Origin of the sequence: Pseudomonas sp. IPO3747 (assembly GCF_013385245.1) — a bacterium.
In the GTDB taxonomy this organism is placed as follows: domain Bacteria; phylum Pseudomonadota; class Gammaproteobacteria; order Pseudomonadales; family Pseudomonadaceae; genus Aquipseudomonas; species Aquipseudomonas edaphica.
In genome coordinates, this window is record NZ_JACAQL010000023.1 from 17,935 (window position 1) to 38,290 (window position 20,356).

The 20,356-nt window shown below is 60.3% G+C and carries 16 protein-coding genes; 7 read left to right on the top strand and 9 right to left on the bottom strand.

From position 1 onward, the window contains the following. Window positions 1-67 precede the first annotated feature (67 nt). From HX790_RS24595 to HX790_RS24605, 3 genes are read left to right on the top strand one after another with little or no spacing between them, the layout of a single operon-like run. Window positions 68-1,033, top strand: a complete 966-nt coding sequence (locus tag HX790_RS24595; protein WP_099550436.1) for an HlyD family secretion protein — start codon at window positions 68-70, stop codon at window positions 1,031-1,033. After that, window positions 1,030-3,747 carry a ribosome-associated ATPase/putative transporter RbbA gene (gene rbbA / locus HX790_RS24600; RefSeq protein WP_176992322.1) on the top strand — a complete coding sequence of 906 codons (2,718 nt, stop codon included), beginning with the start codon at window positions 1,030-1,032 and terminating at the stop codon, window positions 3,745-3,747. The genes HX790_RS24595 and rbbA overlap by 4 nt, the downstream gene beginning before the upstream one ends. Next, complete coding sequence (locus tag HX790_RS24605; protein WP_017135262.1) at window positions 3,747-4,865, top strand: ABC transporter permease; 1,119 nt, start codon at window positions 3,747-3,749, stop codon at window positions 4,863-4,865. The genes rbbA and HX790_RS24605 overlap by 1 nt, the downstream gene beginning before the upstream one ends. A 97-nt stretch (window positions 4,866-4,962) precedes the next feature. Here the strand turns inward: HX790_RS24605 and HX790_RS24610 are convergent, their stop codons facing one another. Next, the gene (locus HX790_RS24610; RefSeq protein WP_017135261.1) at window positions 4,963-5,370 is read right to left on the bottom strand and encodes a flagellar basal body-associated protein FliL; all 408 of its coding nucleotides are present in this window, start codon (window positions 5,368-5,370) and stop codon (window positions 4,963-4,965) included. 150 nt (window positions 5,371-5,520) lie between these two features. On the opposite strand from HX790_RS24610, the gene HX790_RS24615 reads away from it, so the two are divergent. Continuing rightward, a complete protein-coding gene (locus tag HX790_RS24615; RefSeq protein ID WP_017135260.1) occupies window positions 5,521-6,498 on the top strand; it encodes an NADPH:quinone oxidoreductase family protein in 978 nt (325 codons plus the stop codon). A gap of 281 nt (window positions 6,499-6,779) precedes the next feature. Then, a complete protein-coding gene (gene glpT, locus HX790_RS24620; protein WP_017135259.1) occupies window positions 6,780-8,117 on the top strand; it encodes a glycerol-3-phosphate transporter in 1,338 nt (445 codons plus the stop codon). Here the strand turns inward: glpT and HX790_RS24625 are convergent. Then, the gene (locus HX790_RS24625; protein ID WP_017135258.1) at window positions 8,114-8,767 is read right to left on the bottom strand and encodes a gamma-glutamylcyclotransferase; all 654 of its coding nucleotides are present in this window, start codon (window positions 8,765-8,767) and stop codon (window positions 8,114-8,116) included. The genes glpT and HX790_RS24625 overlap by 4 nt on opposite strands. Window positions 8,768-8,793: 26 nt before the next feature. Continuing rightward, on the bottom strand, window positions 8,794-11,175 hold the full coding sequence (locus HX790_RS24630) for a TonB-dependent siderophore receptor (protein ID WP_176992323.1): 2,382 nt from the start codon (window positions 11,173-11,175) through the stop codon (window positions 8,794-8,796). A gap of 301 nt (window positions 11,176-11,476) precedes the next feature. Here HX790_RS24630 and HX790_RS24635 point away from each other — a divergent pair, with 301 nt between their 5' ends. After that, on the top strand, window positions 11,477-11,953 hold the full coding sequence (locus HX790_RS24635; RefSeq protein ID WP_017135256.1) for a hypothetical protein: 477 nt from the start codon (window positions 11,477-11,479) through the stop codon (window positions 11,951-11,953). A 62-nt stretch (window positions 11,954-12,015) separates the two neighbouring features. Here the strand turns inward: HX790_RS24635 and HX790_RS24640 are convergent, their stop codons facing one another. From HX790_RS24640 to HX790_RS24665, 6 genes are all read right to left on the bottom strand, one after another. Further along, the gene (locus HX790_RS24640) at window positions 12,016-12,984 is read right to left on the bottom strand and encodes a CDP-6-deoxy-delta-3,4-glucoseen reductase (protein WP_056860765.1); all 969 of its coding nucleotides are present in this window, start codon (window positions 12,982-12,984) and stop codon (window positions 12,016-12,018) included. Next, complete coding sequence (ubiD, locus tag HX790_RS24645) at window positions 12,984-14,450, bottom strand: 4-hydroxy-3-polyprenylbenzoate decarboxylase (protein WP_176992324.1); 1,467 nt, start codon at window positions 14,448-14,450, stop codon at window positions 12,984-12,986. Before ubiD ends, HX790_RS24640 begins: the two co-directional genes overlap by 1 nt. A gap of 59 nt (window positions 14,451-14,509) precedes the next feature. After that, on the bottom strand, window positions 14,510-16,513 hold the full coding sequence (locus HX790_RS24650; RefSeq protein WP_017135253.1) for an acyltransferase family protein: 2,004 nt from the start codon (window positions 16,511-16,513) through the stop codon (window positions 14,510-14,512). 155 nt (window positions 16,514-16,668) lie between these two features. After that, a complete protein-coding gene (gene rho, locus HX790_RS24655; protein ID WP_003176825.1) occupies window positions 16,669-17,928 on the bottom strand; it encodes a transcription termination factor Rho in 1,260 nt (419 codons plus the stop codon). A 235-nt stretch (window positions 17,929-18,163) separates the two neighbouring features. Beyond that, the gene (gene trxA / locus HX790_RS24660; protein ID WP_003213989.1) at window positions 18,164-18,493 is read right to left on the bottom strand and encodes a thioredoxin TrxA; all 330 of its coding nucleotides are present in this window, start codon (window positions 18,491-18,493) and stop codon (window positions 18,164-18,166) included. 120 nt (window positions 18,494-18,613) lie between these two features. Beyond that, window positions 18,614-19,309 (bottom strand): FadR/GntR family transcriptional regulator, encoded by a 696-nt coding sequence (locus HX790_RS24665; protein WP_017135252.1) that lies wholly within the window; start codon window positions 19,307-19,309, stop codon window positions 18,614-18,616. Between the two features lie 256 nt (window positions 19,310-19,565). On the opposite strand from HX790_RS24665, the gene HX790_RS24670 reads away from it, so the two are divergent. Continuing rightward, window positions 19,566-20,351 carry a transporter substrate-binding domain-containing protein gene (locus HX790_RS24670; RefSeq protein ID WP_017135251.1) on the top strand — a complete coding sequence of 262 codons (786 nt, stop codon included), beginning with the start codon at window positions 19,566-19,568 and terminating at the stop codon, window positions 20,349-20,351. Window positions 20,352-20,356: the final 5 nt, after the last annotated feature.

Here is a 20,356-nt window from a genome sequence, read left to right on the forward strand (position 1 = left end):
TGACCGGTATCAAGACCCTTCGGGCGGTATCGGTCAAACTAGGATGCTAATGCCGCAGGATGCCGTCATGTCTACGAATCACACTATGTCGCGCCTTTTCGCCGTTGCGCTCATCACCTTGTTGCTGGGTGCCGGCGGCTTCGGTTATTGGCGATCGACTCAGGACCGCCTGCCCGAAGGCCTGAGCATGGGCAATGGCCGCCTGGAATCCACCGAAGTGCAGATCGCCGCCAAGATCCCCGGGCGCCTGGCCGAAGTGCGCGTAGATGAAGGCGACAAGGTGCTCAAAGGTCAATTGCTCGCACGCATGGACACCCGCACCCTTGAAGCTCAGCGCACCCAGGCCGAAGCCGAAGTGCTGCGCGCCAAGGAAAACTTCGCCGCCGCCGAGGCCAACGTGCAACTGCGCCAAAGCGAACAATTGCTGGCCCACCAGGAACTCAAGCGCACCCAGGAGTTGTACAAGCGCGGCTTTGCCAGCAGCCAGTTGATCGACCAGCAGCAAGCACGCCAGAACACCGGCAATGCGGCCGTGATCGCAGCGCAGGCTCAAGTCAACGCAGTGAAAGCGGCCATCGGCGCGGCGCAGGCCCAAGTGGCCCAGCTCACCAGCGAAATCGACGACAGCAGCCTGCGCGCGCCCATCGACGGCATCATTCAATTGCGCCTGGCTGAACCGGGTGAAGTGCTCGGCGCAGGCGGCAGAGTGTTACTGCTGATTGACCCGAATGATCAGTACATGAACCTGTACCTGCCCGCCTCCGTCACCGGCCGCCTGACCGTTGGCAGCGACGCACGCATCCTGCTCGACGCCCTGCCCCAGCAGCCGCTGCCGGCAAAAATCAGCTTTGTTGCAGCCAAATCGCAATTCACCCCAAAAGAGGTTGAGACCCGCGACGAACGCCAAAAACTGGTGTTCCGCGTCAAGCTGCGCCTGACCCAACCCAGCGCCGTACCACAAGCCAAACCGGGCATGCCTGGCGCGGGTTATGTGCGCACGGCGGATATCGACTGGCCGGCCAACCTGCAATGACCGGCCTGGCGCTGCACGCCACCGGCATCCAACACCGTTACGGCAAGCAACAGGCGCTGATCGACATTGCCTTCAGCCTGCCGGCGGGCACCCGTTGCGGGTTGATCGGCCCGGATGGCGCGGGCAAGTCGAGTTTGCTGGGGCTGATCGCCGGGGTCAAAAAACTTCAGGCAGGTCAGCTTGAGGTGCTCGGCGGCTCCATCGAAGATCGCCGCCATCGCAACAGCCTGTACCCGCGCATCGCCTTTATGCCCCAAGGCCTGGGCGGCAACCTTTACCCTGAGTTGTCCATCAGCGAGAACATCCGTTTCTTCGCCACGCTGTTCGGTTTGTCCAAAGCCGATTGCGAGCAACGCATGCACAACCTGCTGCTGGCCACCGACCTCGCACGCTTCGCCGAGCGCCCGGCCGGGAAATTGTCCGGCGGCATGAAGCAGAAGCTCGGCCTGTGCTGCGCGCTGATCCACGACCCTGATTTGTTGATCCTCGACGAACCCACCACGGGCGTCGACCCACTGTCGCGGCGGCGTTTCTGGGAGCTGGTCGACACCGTGCGCAGCGAGCGCCCACAGCTGACGCTGCTGGTAGCCACCGCCTACATGGAAGAGGCCGAGCAGTTCGAACATTGCCTGATGCTCGATCGCGGCAAGCTGATCGCCGACGGCCTGAGCCGCGAACTGGCAGCCGTTACACCCAGCGGCAAACTCGATGAAGCCTTTACTCATTTCCAGGGTGACAGCGCCCACAACAACCAGCCGCTGGTGATCCCGCCGCGCGAAAGTGGCAACACTGATATCGCCATCGAAGCCCACGACCTGACGCTGCGCTTTGGGGATTTTACGGCGGTGAACAAGGTCAGCTTTGCGATTGGTCGCGGCGAGATATTTGGCTTCCTCGGCTCCAACGGCTGCGGCAAGACGACCACCATGAAAGTCCTCACCGGGCTGATGCCGGCCACCGAAGGCAGCGCCACGCTGCTGGGTAACCCGGTGAATGCCAAGGATTTGGCCACTCGCAAGCGCGTGGGCTTTATGTCGCAAAGCTTTTCGCTGTACGGCGAACTCAGCGTGCGCCAGAACCTGGTGCTGCATGCGCAACTGTTCGACTTGCCCAAGGCCGACAGCGGCCCGCGTATCGACGAGCTGATCCAGCGCTTCGACCTCGGTGAAGTGGCCGAGCAACCCTCCGGCGAGTTGCCCCTGGGCCTGCGCCAGCGCTTGTCACTGGCGGTGGCGGTGCTGCATCGCCCCGAAGTGCTGATTCTCGATGAGCCGACCTCGGGCGTAGACCCCGCGGCGCGGGATGATTTCTGGCGGCTATTGGTTGAGTTGTCCCGCGAGCAAGGCGTGACGATCTTTCTGTCCACCCACTTTATGAACGAGGCCCAGCGCTGCGACCGCATCTCGCTGATGCACGCGGGCAAAGTGCTGGCTTGCGACACACCCGACGCACTGCAACAGCAATTCCACGGCGACACATTGGAGGCCGCGTTCGTCACCTGCCTGGAGCAGGCCCAAGGCGAAGCCGATCCTGCCGCGCCGAACAAAACCGTCAGCGAAAGCAGCACGCCGCCCGTCAGCAAACGCGGCTTCAGCATCGCCCGACTGCTGGCCGTGGCCAGCCGCGAAGGCAAAGAGCTGTTGCGCGACAAAGTGCGCATGGCCTTCGCCCTGCTCGGTGCGATGTTCATGATGGTGATCTTCGGTTACGGCATTTCCCTGGACGTGGAAAACCTTGCCTTCGCCGTCTACGACCAGGACCAGACTCCGCAAAGTCGCGCCTACCTGGAAGCCTTCCGCAGCTCGCGCTACTTCGCCGAACAAGCCCCCATCCGCGATGCCAACGAACTGCACCGGCGCCTGCAACGTTCAGAAATCAAACTGGCGCTGGAAATTCCACCCGGTTTTGGCCGCGACCTGTACGCCGGCCGCCAACCCACCGTGGCTGCGTGGATCGATGGCGGCATGCCGTTTCGCGCCGAAACCAGCCGTAACTACGTCGAAGCGGTGCACCAAGGCAATCTCCAGCAACTGGCCGAACTGAGCAGCCTGCCCGGCAGCACACAAGCCGCCGCCAAGCTGGAAACACGCTTTCGCTACAACCAGGATGTAGTCAGTGTGAACGCCATCGGCCCTGGCGTGATGGCGCTGATCCTGGCGTTTATCCCGGCAATGCTCACCGCGTTGGGCATCGTGCGTGAAAAGGAGCTGGGGTCGATCACCAACTTCTACGCCACGCCGCTGACGCGCCTGGAGTTCCTGTTGGGCAAACAGGCGCCGTATCTGGCCGTTAGCCTGGTGAACCTGGCACTGCTGGTGGCGATGAACCGCTGGCTGTTCGGCGTGCCATTCAAGGGCAGCGGCGTGGCGCTGGCGGTAGGCGGCCTGTTGTATGTACTCGCAACGACGAGCATGGGTCTGCTGATTTCCGCGTTCACCCGCACCCAGATCGCGGCGATCCTCGGCACCATGATCATCACCAGCCTGCCGACCATCCAGTTCTCCGGGCTTATCGTACCGCGCTCGTCCCTGGAAGGCGCGGCCGCGCTGATGGGCACGTTATTCCCCGCCGGGCACTTTCTGGATATCGCAGTGGGCACCTTCACCAAGGCCCTGGACCTGCGCCAGTTGTGGCCGCAATGCCTGGCGCTGTTCGGGTTTTTCGTCGGGTTCACTGGGCTGAGCCTGATCATGCTCAAGAAGCAGGAGGCCTGATGCACAAGCTCGCTCATATCCTGCGCCTGGGCTTCAAGGAATTGACCAGCCTGCGTCACGACAGCGTATTGCTGCTGTTTTTGTTCTACGCCTTCACTGTCGCGATCTACATGCCCGCCGCTGGCTCGGTCATTGGTGTGCACAACGCCAGCGTGGCGTTTGTTGATGAGGACCACAGCGCGCTGTCGCGGCAAATGGCCGAGGCGCTGCAGCCGCCCGAGTTTCAACCGCCTGCACCACTGGACTACGACCAATTGGACAAGGTCATGGACAGCGGTGAGTACACTTTCGTGATCAATGTGCCAGCCAACTTCCAGGCCGACCTGTTGGCGGGGCGCCAGCCGGGTGTGCAGGTGAACGTCGATGCCACAGCGATGAGCCAGGCATTTATGGGCGCAGGCTATATCGGCCGGATTTTCCAGCGTGAGTTGCAAAGCTACGGCGGGCAAACCGACGCGGCTGGCAAGACGCCTGCGCGACTGACCACACGGGCGTTGTTCAACACCAACCTGGAAGGCGGCTGGTTTTTGGCGGTGATCCAGATAGTCAATAACATCACCATCCTGGCCATTGTGCTCACCGGCACAGCGCTGCTGCGCGAGCGTGAGCACGGCACGCTCGACCATTTGCTGGTGCTGCCGCTGACCGCGCTGGAAATCATGCTGGCAAAAATCTGGAGCAACATGCTGGTGGTGGTGCTGTGTACGTGGCTGTCGCTGGAGCTGGTAGTCAAAGGCTTGCTCGGTGTGCCGCTGGCCGGGTCTTTGAGCCTGTTTTTGCTGGTGACGGCGCTGTACCTGTTTGCGAGTACGGCACTGGGGATCTTCCTCGCCACCCTTGCGCGTTCGACGCCTCAGTTTGGCTTGCTGGCGATTCCGGTGATTATTCCGATGCTGCTTCTGTCTGGCGGCAGTACGCCATTGGACAGCATGCCCGAGTGGTTGCAATGGGTGATGCAGGGCTCGCCGTCGACGCACTTTGTGAGTTTGAGCGCGGCCATACTGTTTCGTGATGCGGGCGTGGGTGTGGTGTGGCCGGATTTGCTGGCGTTGGTGGGGATTGGGTTGGTGTTTTTTGCGGTGGCCTTGGCCAGGTTTCGTAAAAGCCTGGCTTCCTGAAGCGTCTGTACCGGCGCCATCGCGGGCAAGCCCGCTCCCACCCTTGGAATGCATTCACCTGTGGGAGCGGGCTTGCCCGCGATAGTCGCGCAGCGACTTACTGGATGATCAAGTTGTTGAACAACAGGTCTTCCACCACCGGCTTGCCGGTCTCGTCATTCATGACTTGCTGGGTTTGCTTCAGGGCTTCCTGGCGCAGCTTTTCTTTGCCTTCGACCGTGCTCATGGCTTCGTTGGTCTGCTGGGTAAACAGCGCCACCAGTTGGTTACGAATCAACGGGTCGTTGGCTTTGACAGCCGCAGCCGCTTCAGGCCCGGTCACGCGCAGGGCGATGTCGGCCTTGTAGACCCGCAGTTTTGCCGTGCCATCCAGGCCGTAATTGCCCACAAAGGGTGGGGTCAGGCTGATATAGCTGACCTTCGGCGCCTCGCCTTCTTTCGCTTCTTCGGCCTGGGCTGCCAACGGCAAGGTCAGGGCGAGCATCAACAGGATCCACGCTTTCACAGTTCATTCCTCGAATTCGGTTGCCGGGTAGCATAACGCTAGCAAGGCTGAGTACAAGCTTATGGCGACTTATCAGGGCCAGGCATGCTCGTTGACCCACGGGCGTACCCTCCTACACTTATCGGCCACGACGCCAAAAGGAATAGTCCGATGAAAGCTGTGCTGTGCAAAGCCTTCGGCCCCGCCGAAACCCTGGTGCTGGAAGAGATCGCCAGCCCCGCGATCAAGAAGAACGAAATCCTGCTGGACGTGCACGCGGCCGGGGTGAATTTCCCGGACACCTTGATCATCGAGGGCAAGTACCAGTTCAAGCCGCCCTTCCCGTTCTCGCCGGGTGGCGAAGCGGCCGGTGTGGTCAGCGAAGTGGGTGAAAAGGTCAGCCACCTCAACGTCGGCGACCGGGTCATGGCCCTGACCGGTTGGGGCAGCTTTGCCGAGCAGGTCGCGGTGCCGGGCTATAACGTGCTGCCGATCCCGCCGAGCATGGATTTCACCACTGCCGCCGCCTTCAGCATGACCTACGGCACCTCGATGCATGCACTGAAACAACGCGCCAACCTGCAACCTGGCGAAACCCTGCTGGTGCTCGGCGCTTCCGGCGGCGTGGGCCTGGCGGCGGTGGAAATCGGCAAAGCCATGGGCGCCCGGGTGATTGCCGCCGCCAGCAGCGCCGACAAACTCGCCGTGGCCAAGGCGGCCGGTGCGGATGAGCTGATCAACTACAGCGAAGCCAGCCTCAAAGACGAGATCAAGCGCCTGACCGACGGCAATGGTGTCGATGTGATCTACGACCCCGTCGGCGGCGACCTGTTTGACCAGGCCGTACGTGGCATTGCCTGGAACGGACGCCTGCTGGTGGTGGGCTTTGCCAGCGGGCGCATTCCCGAACTGCCGGTAAACCTGGCGCTGCTCAAGGGTGCGTCGGTAGTCGGGGTGTTCTGGGGCTCGTTCGCCCAGCGCCAGCCGCAGGACAATGCGGCGAACTTCCAGCAGTTGTTCACCTGGTATGGCGAGGGCAAGTTGAAGCCGTTGGTGTCGCAGACTTACCCGCTTGAGCAGGCTGCGCAGGCGATCAATGACCTGGGGCAACGCAGGGCTGTGGGAAAGGTTGTCGTCCAGACCCGCTGAATGCGGTTCATGTGGGAGCTGGCTTGCCTGCGATGGCGGCGGGTCAGCTCACACAGCTGCAATTGATAGACCGCTATCGCAGGCAAGCCAGCTCCCACAGTTGATCTCTTTAGGTCTTAAGACCTGATACCGACCCACACTTATCTATTAGCGACATGTTCGTAAGAGAACATGCAATCGCTCCAATTTCCTGTGTTTGCAGATAAGAGGCGATGCTATTTTCGGTAACGAAACTGTAACATTCGCATCCGCAGTCAAAACAAGAAATTTGGAGCTCTTGAATGTTTGCTTTCTTTCGTCCTGCCGCACACCAGGCGCCCCTGCCTGAAGAAAAAATAGACAGTACCTATCGACGGCTGCGCTGGCAGATCTTCGCCGGTATTTTCTTCGGTTACGCGGGCTACTACCTGCTGCGCAAAAACTTCTCGCTGGCCATGCCGTACCTGATCGACGAGGGTTACACCCGTGGCGAGCTGGGCCTGGCAATGTCAGCCATCGCGATTGCCTACGGCTTGTCCAAGTTCTTGATGGGCCTGGTGTCCGACCGCTCCAACCCACGCTACTTCCTGCCCTTTGGCCTGTTGATATCGGCCGGGGTGATGTTCATTTTCGGTTTCGCACCTTGGGCGACGTCCAGCGTAACCATGATGTTCATTTTGCTGTTCATCAACGGCTGGGCCCAGGGCATGGGCTGGCCGCCGAGTGGGCGCACCATGGTGCACTGGTGGTCGCAGAAAGAACGCGGCGGCGTGGTGTCGGTGTGGAACGTGGCGCATAACGTCGGCGGTGGCCTGATCGGCCCGCTGTTCCTGCTGGGTATGGCGTGGTTCAACGACTGGCACGCAGCGTTCTATGTGCCGGCGACCGTGGCATTGGCCGTGGCGGCATTTGCCTTCATCACCATGCGCGACACCCCGCAATCGGTCGGCCTGCCGCCCATCGAGCAGTACAAGAACGACTACCCGGAAGGCTACAACGCCAGCCACGAAGACGAGTTCAGCGCCAAGGAAATCTTCGTCAAGTACGTGCTGCGCAACAAAATGCTGTGGTACATCGCCTTCGCCAACGTGTTCGTCTACCTGCTGCGCTACGGCGTACTGGACTGGGCACCGACCTACCTCAAAGAAGCCAAGCACTTCGACGTGGATAAAACCTCGTGGGCGTACTTCTTCTACGAGTGGGCGGGCATTCCAGGCACGCTGCTGTGCGGCTGGATGTCGGACAAGATCTTCCGTGGCAACCGTGGACTGACCGGCATCGTGTTCATGGCGTTGGTCACCGTGGCGACCCTGGTTTACTGGCTCAACCCGCCAGGCAACCCAATGGTCGACATGATTGCGCTGTTCTCCATCGGCTTCCTGATCTACGGCCCGGTGATGCTGATCGGCCTGCAGGCGCTGGAACTGGCGCCGAAGAAAGCCGCGGGCACCGCTGCTGGTTTCACGGGCTTGTTCGGCTACCTGGGTGGTTCGGTGGCAGCGAGTGCGGCCATGGGCTACACCGTGGACCATTTCGGCTGGGACGGTGGGTTTGTGTTGCTGGTGGGCGCATGCCTGTTGGCGATCGCGTTCCTGATCCCGACGCTGTGGCACACCAACAGCGTCAGCGCGGCGCGTTAATTCCCGCCGCAGTCTTTGGCACAACGCTTGAGCCGCGCCTCCAGGTTTTTATCTGGCATGGCGTGGCTACGCAGGGCGTTCACGGTCTGCTCGACATAATCGCGAGTGGTGCCGTAACGCCCGCAAGCACTTTCCAACACGTGGTTAAGCACGATATCGGGCAGGTTGCCAGCATAGCTGGGCAAGTGCCGCTCCAACACAAACCCCAGCGCCTGCACTTGGCTGCCATCTTCCAGGCGGCAGCTGAGCCAGTGCGGTCGGTACGACGGGTAAGGCATCTCGCGCTGCCACAAGGCATAAAGCGAGGCCTCAAGCTGGTCTTCCGGCAAGCGGTAGGCAAACCCGCTGCAAGAACCGCCGCGATCCAGGCCGAACACCAACCCTGGCGACTCCGGCGTGCCTCGATGCTCATGTGACCACAGGTACAAACCCCGGTGATAACCGTGAACCCGTGCGCGCATGCGCTGGGTCGACGAGCATTCGGGACGCCAGATCAGCGAACCATAAGCGAATAGCCAGACCGGCCCGCCCTTATGCCTGGCCATGGTGGCCTGCATCGAACTCATTAATTGCTCGTGAGTCAGTTGCGGCCCCAGATCGAGCCGCGGAGGGTAAGCCAATTGCAACAGATCGGTTTCAATAACGGTCATGGCGGATCGCTTAGGTCCCCTGCGTGTTACCAGTTGTAAGCAACTTTACCGTAATAAAACGCGCCGCTGTAACCGTACGGCGAAAAAGTGCTGTAGGCGAGGTTGCCGCCGCTGCTGGCATAGGCATTGACCTTCTCCGGGTATTTATCGGTGATGTTGTCGCCGCCCAACGTGAAGGTCCAGTTCTTCAACTTATAGTCTGCCGACAGGTCCAGCACCCAGGCGGCCTTGAAGGTCTGGTCGTTGACCTTGTCGGCCTGGTAGCTGGTGAATTCCCCATAGCGCACCAGGTTGCTGTGCAGCGCCCAACGACCGTAGGTGAAGTCGTTGCCCAGGCTGAGCTTGTGCTGCGGCGTGGTATCGCCCAGCAAACCAATGCGCTCACGGCGGTCTACCCGCACCAGGTTGGCGCCCAGGCTGTCCAGAATCGCCGGGTTGGGCTTCACGTCGGTGACTTTGGTGTGGTTGTAGTTGTAGCCCACGGTGCTGTTCCAGCGGATGCCGTTATCGAACGGGTAGCGATAGTTGGCCACCAGGTCGACACCGTCGGTGCTGGTGTCGGTGGCGTTGGTGAAGTAGCGGGCGCTGGTGTAGTTGATGTTGCCGACGCCATTGGCTTGCAGGTAAGCGATAGTCGCCGGGTTGAGATTGAGGTTGGATGACAAGCTGATGCGGTCGCGGATGTCGATGCGGTACACATCGAGCGTCACGGTCAGGTCATCGGCCGGCTCCAGCACCAGGCCAAGACTGTAATTGCGCGACTTCTCGGCCTTCAGGTCTTCGGCGCCCAACAGGCGGGCGACCTGGCTGTTGGCCGGGAAGGTGCCAGCTTCCTGGATGGTGTTGCCGATCAGCTGTGACGAGGTGTAGGCAAAGTTCTGCTGGGCTAGGGATGGCGCACGGAAACCATTGGAAATGCTGCCACGCAAGGCGACGTGCGGGGTGAAGTCATAACGCGCCGACAGCGAGCCGCTGACGTTGGAGCCGAAGTCGCTGTAGTCCTCATGACGTACGGCGGCTGAGGCGCTGAGTTTTTCGGTGAAGTTGGTTTCCAGGTCCAGATACTGAGCCCAGTTGTGCCGCGAGGTGCTACCGGCGTCGGCATCACGGAACCCACCCAGGCCCGAACTGCCGGTCTGGTAGTAGGACGCCGGCTCGCCCGCTTCAATTTGATAACCCTGGCGCAGGTATTCGCCGCCAAAAGCCAACGACACCGGGTACGGCAAAAAGCCCACGTCGAACTCACGGGACAGGTCCAGGCTGACCTGGCGCTGATCGTTGCTCAGGGTACCGTTGTTAAATTTGCGCGGAGTGGCCTGGCCGAGTGAGGTGTTGATGGTTTCGGTGCCCAGTTCGTACTGGTTCTTGCCATAGTTGGCCGACAGGTCGTAATGCCAATCGTAGGCCAGCAAGCCGCGCAGGCCGACCACCAAGGACGTGTCTTCAAGATTGCCCTTGATCAGCGGCAGGTAGCCATTGGGGTTGAGCGCCGGGATGTTGTTGGACGCGTTGCTCGCCCGATAGAACGCCGCCGTTTCGCCACGACGCTTACTATACCCACCGAAGGTGTAGAACTCGGCTGCATCGTTGAAGGAATATTCGGAGTTGAACTGGAATTTGCCTTCATTGGTGGCCGGCTCGCCCTGACGGAACACGCGCTGACCATAGGTGGTGGAACCCACGCTGCCAGGGCGGAAATCGTCGCCGGCGCGGTTGGTGTAGTCGTTGTCGGCGCCTTCGCCCGAAACGTTGATAAAGCCGTTTTCGCCCAAGGCAAACCCGGTGTTGCCGCTGACGTTGCGCTGGATGCCGTCACCCTTCTTGTACTCGCCAAATTTGGTCGAGACAGAGCCGCCGTGGTCGTCGTGCTTGAGGATCACGTTGATCACCCCGGCAATCGCGTCCGAGCCATAGCGCGCCGACGCGCCGTCGCGTAGCACTTCGATATGGTCGACCGCCGACAGCGGGATCGCATTCAAATCCGCTGGCGCCGAACCGCGCCCCACGGCCCCGCCCAGGTTGACGAAAGCACTGGTGTGGCGGCGTTTACCGTTGACCAGCACCAACACCTGATCCGGCGACAAACCGCGCAACTGCGCCGGGCGTACCAGTTCGGCACCGTCCACCAGACTGGGGCGCGGGAAGTTGATGGAAGGAATCAGGCGCGCCAACACCGCGCCCAGCTCATCGGAGCCGGTGCTGCGCAATGTGTCACCGGAAATGACATCGATGGGCGACAACGAAGCACTGGCGGTGCGCTCTTGGGCACGGGTGCCGGTGACGATCACGGTGTCGAGTTTTGGTGCATCGGCGGCTGTTGCGTCCGCCCAGACCGGATTGAATCCCACAGCAGTCAGCAAATTGGCCGACAAAATAGCTGTGTACGCATGTTTCTTGTAACTCCCCATACCGCTCCCCTGCCATTCAAGCCCGGCAATCAAAAAATCAAAGCTTCAATGCTCTGAGTTCACACGATCGGTCCGGCTGGCGGGCGGTAGCGGTCAGTTACTGGTTATTGACGATAAGGCGGTAGTCCGTTGCCTTATAGCTTAATGAGATTATTCCTACATCTAAAATACCTTAATTGCATAAGCATAGGCGGCCGTGTTTTCAGCGCTGGTTCAGGTCATGCCCAACATAAGCCGCCAAACTGCAGATGTTTAGCGACCCACATTAGCCGCTTCTTCAAACGACTATCGAGGTCGAACCATGAAATACCTTTTTTCCGGTCTGCTGCTTTTGCTGCAAACCACCACTGCTCTGGCTTCCGAGGCCGCCGCCAATGACGACAAAGGTTTCTGGTACGCCCAGACCAGTGTCTACACCAAGCATTTTTCGCCGGACCCAAAGCACAACAACAATCAGGACTTGATCAACCTGGAACGTAACGAGGCGTCGGGGTTGGTGTATGGCGGGGCGACGTTTCGCAACTCGTTCAGCCAGCGCTCGTATTACGTCTACGCCGGCAAGCGTTACGATATTGGCGACTCACCGTTTTATATGAAGGTGACCGCGGGCGCGCTACAGGGCTATCGCGGTAAGTACCGCGACAAAATCCCGCTCAACCGTTATGGCGTTGCACCGGCGATCATTCCGTCTGTGGGGGTTCACTTCGGCCCGGTGGCCAGTGAGTTGGTGTTACTGGGGTTCAATGCGGCGATGCTGACGGCAGGCGTGCGTTTCTAGGAACGCCGCCTACCCATGTGGGAGCTGGCTTGCCAGCTCCCACACTGGTTCAGCTCAAGGCTTCAAGGGCGTGGCGCGTAGGCAAACACATCGGCGCGCATCTGGTGTGCATCCATGCCGGCGTCGACCAATGCGTCCAGCGTGCCGTAGATCATCGCCGGCGAACCACTGGCGTAAACGTGCACCGCCTTGAGGTCGCTGATGTCTTCACACACGGCCTCATGCAGCAGCCCGCAGCGCCCTTCCCAACCGCACAGGTCGCTGACCACTTTGTGCAGGAACAGGTTGGGCAGTTGCTGCCATTGCTCCCAGTGTTCGATTTCGTAGAAGTCTTCCGGGCGGCGTACGCCCCAATACAGGTGCACAGGGTGCTTGAAGCCCGAGGCGCGGCAATGTTCGATCAGGCTGTGCATCTGCGCCATGCCGGTGCCGGCAGCGATCAACACCAGCGGCCCGTCCGGCAGTTCGGCCAAGTGCGTATCACCAAACGGCAGTTCAACACGGGCCATCTGGTTACGCTGCAACTGCTCGATCAAATTGCGCGCACTGTCCTCGCGAACCAGCACATGCAGTTCCAGCTCGCGCCCGGCATGGGGCGCCGAGGCCAGGGAAAACGCCGATTTATCGCCGTTGTCACGCTCGATCATCAGGTATTGCCCGGCGTGGTAACGCACCGCCTTCCCGGCCGGCGCACGCAAGCGCACGCGCCATACATCGCCACCGACGTCCACGCACTCACTCAATTGGCACGACAACTTGCGCAACGGCAACTCTCCCGGCGCCAGCACGCCATCCCACAACACAATGCAATCTTCCAACGGCTCGGCGATGCAGGTGTAGAACTCACCATGGTCGCGCACCTCACCGGCTTGCTGCACCCGGCCTTCCACCAGCAGCGCGGCGCACACATGGCACACGCCATTGCGACACGCCTGTGGGCATTCGTAGCCCAGGCGACGCGCGCCTTCAAGGATTCGCTCACCAGGGACCAGCTCCAGTACGGCGCCGGAAGGTTGCAGGGTTACACGCATCAATCTATTCCCAATTCTTTCCAGATCGCATCAACACGTGCGGTCACAGCGTCATCCTTGACGATCACCCGACCCCACTCGCGGGTGGTCTCACCCGGCCATTTGTGGGTGGCATCCAGGCCCATCTTCGAGCCCAGGCCCGATACCGGCGAAGCAAAGTCGAGGTAGTCGATCGGCGTGTTATCGATCATCACCGTGTCGCGCTTGGGGTCCATGCGCGTGGTGATGGCCCAGATCACGTCGTTCCAGTCCCGGGCATTGATGTCGTCGTCAGTGACGATAACGAACTTGGTGTACATGAACTGTCGCAAAAACGACCACACACCGAGCATTACCCGCTTGGCATGGCCTGGGTACGACTTCTTCATGGTCACGATGGCCATGCGGTACGAGCAGCCCTCGGGCGGCAGGTAGAAGTCGGTAATTTCCGGGAACTGCTTTTGCAGGATCGGCACAAACACTTCGTTGAGCGCCACACCAAGGATGGCCGGCTCATCCGGCGGGCGGCCGGTGTAGGTGCTGTGGTAGATCGGTTTGATGCGGTGGGTGATGCGCTCGATGGTGAACACCGGGAAGCTGTCGACTTCGTTGTAGTAGCCGGTGTGGTCACCGTAAGGGCCTTCATCGGCCATTTCGCCCGGATGAATCACGCCTTCGAGGATGATTTCGGCGGTGGCCGGCACTTGCAGGTCATTGCCACGGCACTTCACCAGCTCGGTGCGGTTGCCGCGCAGCAGGCCGGCGAAGGCATATTCGGACAGGCTGTCAGGCACCGGCGTCACGGCGCCGAGGATGGTCGCCGGGTCGGCGCCCAGGGCCACGGACACGGGAAACGGCTTGCCTGGGTGCTTTTCGCACCACTCACGGAAGTCCAGCGCGCCGCCACGGTGGCTCAGCCAACGCATGATCACCTTGTTGCGGCCGATCACTTGCTGACGGTAGATCCCCAGGTTCTGGCGATCCTTGTTCGGGCCTTTGGTGACGGTCAGGCCCCAGGTGATCAGCGGGCCGACATCGCCCGGCCAGCAGGTCTGCACCGGCAACATGGCCAGGTCGACGTCATCGCCTTCGATGACCACTTCCTGGCACACCGCGTCCTTGACCACTTTGGGCGCCATGGCAATGATCTTGCGAAAGATCGGCAGCTTCGACCAGGCGTCCTTGAGGCCCTTGGGTGGCTCGGGCTCCTTGAGGAAGGCCAGCAACTTGCCGATCTCGCGCAGCTCGCTGACCGACTCGGCGCCCATGCCAAACGCAACACGGTCGGGCGTGCCGAACAGGTTGCCGAGCACCGGAATATCAAAGCCGGTCGGGTTTTCGAACAGCAGCGCCGGGCCCTTGTTGCGCAAGGTACGGTCGCAAATCTCAGTCATTTCCAGCACCGGGGAAACCGGCACCTGGATACGTTTCAACTCTCCGCGCTGCTCAAGTTGCTGCACGAAATCCCGAAGATCCTTGAATTTCATTAACCATGCCACCCGTAAAATAGGCGTACATCCTACCTGCTCTTAAGAGCGCTGGCAGCTTATTGCACGTCATTGCGACTCACACCCGACTCAACGGACTCATTACGCATGGTGTGGAAGAAGGGCTCAAGGAACCCTTCCACATAACGCGTGCCTACGGCCGAGAGGTGGTTGTCATCGGTATACAGCGACTGGCCATCGCGCTCGACCCGGCACCAGCCATTCGTCTCGCACAGCTTGGGCGCGGGGTCCATGAGTTGCACACCGGGGTCTGCCGCGGCGATGCGCTCAAAAACGCTGCTGATATAGGCCTGGCGCTCGACGTGCTCGGCCAGGGGCAAGCCTTCGCGGTCGGTCGGGCGTCCCAGCATCGCCAGGCGGCTGAGCCGGTAAGGCACGTTGAAAGCCTGCAGCGGTACCTCCTTGACCAGCCACACCCTGTGCCCGCTGGCACGCAGTTGCTGCACCAGCGCACTCACACCCTCGGCAAACAGCCGTTCAGCGACGGCGCGGTCGTACTTGCCCGTTTGCGGGTCATGAAGGGAAGCGCCGGTGTCGCCGGAGCGCTGGCCATAAACGTAAAGGCTCCAGCGGGCTACCAGCACCACATCACTGAACTGTTCCTTGCTCAACAACTGGGTGACACGCTCGTTGAACGCTCGGCAGCCTGGGGTGTTTTCTTTGCGGTCGAACGGCAGGCACCCGGCGTAACCGGCCTGAGTGATGCCGAAGTCGTACTTGCGCGAGCCGTCGTTCAACGCCGGGATGAGTGCCGAGGCATGGCTGTCGCCCCAGACCAATGCGCGGGCAGCACTCGCCTGCGGGCCAAAATGGCAAAGTTTGCGGTTCGGGTCTTTCTTGTCATCCGACAGGCACTTAATCAGCGTGGGGCTCCAGGTATACGCTTGGGCGAACTGCAACGCCTGGGGCGACAGCCGCGATGCAAACCCATCCGACCACACCAGGCCTTTGCCGATCAGACCCAGCCCGGCGAGCCCGACCACGCCCGCGATCAGAATCGACCGACGACCCGCCAGCAGGCGCCGCTCACGAAACGGCCCCTCGACGAACCGCCAGGACACATAACCCAGCACCAGGCTCAAGACGAACAGACCCGCCAGCGCCCAGGAGGGCAGGCCAAAAATACTCGCGTACTTGCCAAACACCAGCACCGGCCAGTGCCACAGGTACCACGAATAGGAAATCAGCCCGATGCCCACCAGCACGCGACTGCCCAGCAAGCGCCCTACCCAGGTTGGGTGTTGGCCGTTAGCCCAAATCAACCCCACCACACCCAATACAGGCAACAAAGCCGCCGCCCCAGGGAACGCGGTGTTGGCGTTGTAGCCCAATACCGCCACCAGAATCAGGCCCAGGCTGAACAGACTCACAGCTTGCGCCAACAGGGGACTTGCCCGCCCTGCCCGCACTGGCATCACAGCCAGCATGGACCCGGCCAACAATTCCCAGGCACGCATGGGCAGCAGGAAGAAGGCTTTGTCCGGCTCATTGGCCACCGCCCACACGCTCGCCGCAAACGACACCAGCAGCAACACAAACAAGGCGCTGCGCCACTGCTTCAGCCAGCTCGACAACAGCGCCAGCAAGAGTGGGAAGGCAATGTAGAACTGCTCTTCAACCGACAGCGACCAGGTGTGCAACATCGGCTTCATGTCGGAGGCCGTGTCGAAATAGCCGTCCTGGCGCATGAAGAACAGATTGGAGATGAACACCACTTGGTTGTGTATCGAGCGTCCCAATTCCGAATAGTCTTTGGGCGCCATTAAGAACCAACCAGCCACCAATGACGTAAACATCATGACCAGCAAAGCCGGCAGGATACGCCGTGCCCGTCGCGCCCAGAAATCGACGAAGCTGAAACGCCCCGCTTCACGCTCGCGCCAGATGATCGAGGTAATCAGGAAACCTGAAATCACGAAGAACACATCAACGCCGACGAAACCGCCAGTAACGCCGGGAACCCCAAAATGGAACAAAACCACAGCCAGGACAGCAATGGCGCGCAGGCCATCAATGTCTCTTCGGTAAGCAAGAGCGGTCATAAATCGTAATCAGCCTGATACAAATTGAAGAGAGCGTAGGCGTACTCGCCATTTTTGTTTCTTTACTGACACTCTCGGCACACAAACCTCCCTGTTTGGCGCAAAAAAAATGGCACCCTTCAAGGGCACCATTTTCTCAGACCTGAACCGTAGTATTACTTACGCTTCATAGACAGGAAGAACTCGTCGTTGGTCTTGGTGGTTTTCAGCTTGTCGATGAGGAACTCGATGGCGGCTACTTCGTCCATCGGGTGCAGCAGCTTGCGCAGGATCCACATGCGCTGCAGTTCGTCGTCGGCGGTCAGCAACTCTTCACGGCGGGTGCCGGAGCGGTTGATGTTGATCGCAGGGAACACACGCTTTTCAGCGATACGACGGTCCAAAGGCAGTTCCATGTTACCGGTACCTTTAAACTCTTCGTAGATCACTTCATCCATCTTCGAGCCGGTTTCAACCAGCGCGGTGGCGATAATGGTCAGCGAGCCGCCTTCTTCGATGTTGCGCGCAGCACCGAAGAAACGCTTTGGTTTCTCCAGGGCGTGGGCATCGACACCACCGGTGAGTACCTTGCCGGAGCTTGGGATCACGGTGTTGTAGGCACGCGCCAGACGGGTGATGGAGTCGAGCAGGATCACCACGTCCTTCTTGTGTTCGACCAGGCGCTTGGCCTTCTCGATCACCATTTCGGCAACCTGCACGTGGCGGGTTGGCGGCTCATCGAACGTCGAGGCAACCACTTCGCCGCGCACGGTGCGCTGCATTTCGGTTACTTCTTCCGGGCGCTCATCGATCAGCAATACGATCAGGTGAACTTCCGGGTTGTTACGCGCGATGTTCGCTGCAATGTTCTGCAGCATGATGGTCTTACCGGCTTTCGGCGGTGCGACGATCAGGCCGCGCTGGCCTTTGCCGATCGGGGCGCACAGGTCGATGACACGACCGGTCAAGTCTTCGGTGGAGCCGTTACCGGCTTCCATCTTCATGCGCACGGTCGGGAACAGCGGCGTCAGGTTCTCGAAGAGAATCTTGTTCTTCGCGTTCTCAGGACGATCGAAGTTGATCGTGTCGACCTTGAGCAGGGCGAAATAACGCTCGCCTTCCTTCGGAGGACGGATCTTGCCGACGATGGTGTCACCGGTGCGCAAGTTGAAGCGACGGATCTGGCTCGGCGAGACGTAAATATCGTCTGGGCCGGCGAGATAGGAAGCGTCTGCAGAGCGGAGGAAGCCGAAGCCGTCCTGGAGAATCTCCAGCACGCCATCACCGGAGATTTCCTCGCCGCTTTTCGCGTGCTTTTTGAGCAGGGAGAAAATCACGTCCTGCTTGCGCGAACGGGCCATATTTTCTATGCCCATTTCTTCGGCCAATTGGAGCAGGTCGGTAATCGGCTTTTGCTTGAGTTCAGTCAGATTCATATAGGAATGACGTAATCATTTATGGAGGGGGGAAATTAAGCTTTTGGCTTAATGAGGCCGCGCCGCAGAGAAGGCGACAGGATCGCGTACTAATCGAAAAGGAATGCGTCGGCGACGGCTTGCAGGGGGCAGTGGAGAAACCAGTGCGGGGCCGAATGTACCACCTGAATTTCGGAGCGTCTAGCCCTGTTTCACGAAAAAGCCCCGCTATTTTGCGGGGCTTTTTTGACGACGCTTAGATGTTCGCGTCGAGGAAAGCTTGCAGCTGGGACTTCGACAGCGCGCCCACTTTAGTGGCTTCGACGTTGCCGTTCTTGAACAGCATCAGGGTCGGGATACCACGCACGCCGTGCTTGGCCGGGGTTTCCTGATTGTCGTCGATGTTCAGCTTGGCAATGGTCAGCTTGCCTTCGTAAGTGGTCGCAATGTCGTCCAGAACAGGAGCGATCATTTTGCAAGGGCCACACCATTCAGCCCAGTAGTCAACCAGTACCGGGCCTTGAGCCTTGAGTACTTCGGCCTCAAAGGTCGCGTCGGTGACGTGCTTGATAAGATCGTTGCTCATGGATGTCTCCGGATTGTAAGCAAAAAAAACGTGGCCCATCATAGCCGCCCTTCCCCCGTTCAGGAAGCCGCCTCTGATTGAGTCTTGCTATGGCGTTGCATGAGTTTGGGTATAGCCCACTCACGGCGTCACGGGAGTCACGAAGGCGATGCCCGTGCGCAATGCCGCATTGCGCACGTGTTCCTGCATGGTTTTCTGCGCCGCAGCACTGGCGCGCCTGGCCAGGGCACGCAGGATCTTGCGGTGCTCTTGCCAAGTCTCCATGGCCCGTTCCGGTCGGATGAACGGTAGCTTCTGGCTCTCCAGGAACACCTCGGCACTGGCACTCAGGATGCTCACCATCGCCTGGTTACCGCTGGCCAGCAGGATCCGCTGATGGAACTCGAAGTCCAGCCGGGCAGCGGCTTCGAAGTCGCCAGCCTTGAGCACTTTGCGCATGGCCTCGACATTGTCTTGCAGGCTGTCCAGTTCATCGAGAGTCAACGTCACTGCCGCCAACCCCGCGGCGAACCCTTCCAGGGCGTAGCGCAACTGGAAGATATCCAGGGGCGTGGCCTGGGCAGCGAAGGGCCAGGCGAACCCCGGCGCTTCTTGCACCTCTTGCACAAACACGCCTTTACCCGGCTGCACACTCACCACGCCCAATGCACTTAAAGACGACAACGCCTCGCGCAACGATGCCCGACTCACGCCCAACTGTACCGCCAGGTCGCGCTGGGACGGCAACGCGTCACCCGCTGCAAAGCCCTGTTCCTTGATCAGTTTGCGGATGGCCTGCAGGGCCGCTTCCGGTACGGCTTGGGCGATGGAATTCATAGAAAACTCAAGGTTGCAGTCAACGGAGCGGCTAGTTGTAAAGCTATTCGCAGCCGGCGGCAAGCCGCGCCCCAAAGGGGCTCGCGAGGTTTTATCGGCGCTCGAAAAAGGTGCGAAAAACTCGCTCACTGTTCAGACCAGTAAGACCACCAGAACTCAACAAATACCAGCGTTCCAGGCCATTGGCGCCGTGATGGCATGGGCCGTGCAATGGCTCGAAACAGAATATTCCCGCGCCCTTCCCCGGAGAGTTGCCATGACCAAGCGCTACAGCGCCCTGCTCACTGCCCTGTTTGCCAGCCTGATGCTGAGCCAGGCGCCCGCCCATGCCAACGGTCTGGACGATATCGTCGCCCGTGGCACCCTCAAGGTTGCCGTGCCCCAAGACTTCCCGCCGTTCGGCTCGGTTGGCCCGGACATGAAACCCCGTGGCCTGGACGTCGACACCGCCAAGCTGCTGGCCGACCAGCTCAAGGTCAAGCTGGAACTGACCCCGGTGAACAGCACCAACCGTATCCCGTTTCTCACTACCGGCAAGGTCGACCTGGTGATTTCCAGCCTGGGCAAGAACGCCGAGCGCGAAAAGGTCATCGACTTCTCCAAGGCCTACGCGCCGTTCTACCTGGCCGTGTTCGGGCCGCCTGATGCGGCCATCCACACCACCGATGACCTCAAGGGCAAGACCATCAGCGTGACGCGCGGCGCCATCGAAGACATCGAGCTGACCGCCGTCGCGCCCAAGGAAGCCACGATCAAGCGTTTCGAAGACAACAACTCAACCATCGCCGCCTACCTGGCCGGCCAGGTCGACCTGATCGCCAGCGGCAACGTGGTGATGGTGGCGATCAGCGAGCGCAGTAATAAACGTGGGCTGGAGCTGAAAGTGAAACTCAAGGATTCGCCGGTGTACGTGGGAGTTAACAAGAACGAGCCAGCGCTGCTGGAGAAGGTCAACCAGATCCTGGTCGCGGCCAAAGCCGATGGCAGCCTGGAAAAGAACGCGATGCAGTGGCTTAAAGAGCCACTGCCTGCCGATCTTTGATGCGG